Source organism: Vibrio sp. 378 (assembly GCF_033339435.1).
This window is the reverse complement of sequence record NZ_JAWOUO010000826.1, coordinates 1-595: the sequence shown is the minus strand read 5'-3', so window position 1 is coordinate 595 and position 595 is coordinate 1. Positions and strand designations below refer to the sequence as shown.

Here is a 595-nt window from a genome sequence, read left to right as displayed (position 1 = left end):
TCTTATCAATTGATGGCAAAACACATCCAGCAGCAATTTTTGCAACTTGAATATCAATCCTCTCATCGCCGCCAAAGTCTTTTGCAACTGAGCCATGATTTAAAAACGCCGCTTTCGAGCGTGCTTGGGTATTTGGAAACTTGGCGTTTGCAGCATCCTGACCCCGATCCGCTCATTGAAGTGGCGTTTCGCAACAGTGAAAAACTCTCCCAGCAATTGCACGCTCTGTTGGATGTGGCAAAACAAGAAGCTCCGCTGCCGAGCTATGAGTATCTTCCTATTGATATTAGCCAACTAATGGCAGAATGCGCCGAAACCATGCAAAGTCAGTTTCAACGTAAAGGCGTGACGTTGAACATTACCGTAGATGAGCCAATCCAAGCGATAGGGGATAAGGGGTTATTAGAACGATTGATATTGAATTTATTGGAAAATGCACTTCGGCATAGTCCGTCGGATGCGACCGTGAGTTGCGATGTAAAACGGGGCGATAATACATCTCAAGTTCGTTTTACTTTTTCCAACCAAATAGAGCTGAATGCGCAAGCTGGCGCGCTAGGCATTGGTACTAAAATTGTTCAGTCCATTTTAATGC

The 595-nt window shown here is 44.9% G+C and carries 1 protein-coding gene; it reads left to right on the top strand.

What is annotated here, in order from left to right; translation table 11 throughout:
- The coding region (locus R7Q48_RS29070; RefSeq protein ID WP_318133827.1) for a HAMP domain-containing sensor histidine kinase at positions 1-595 on the top strand (595 nt) is incomplete at both ends.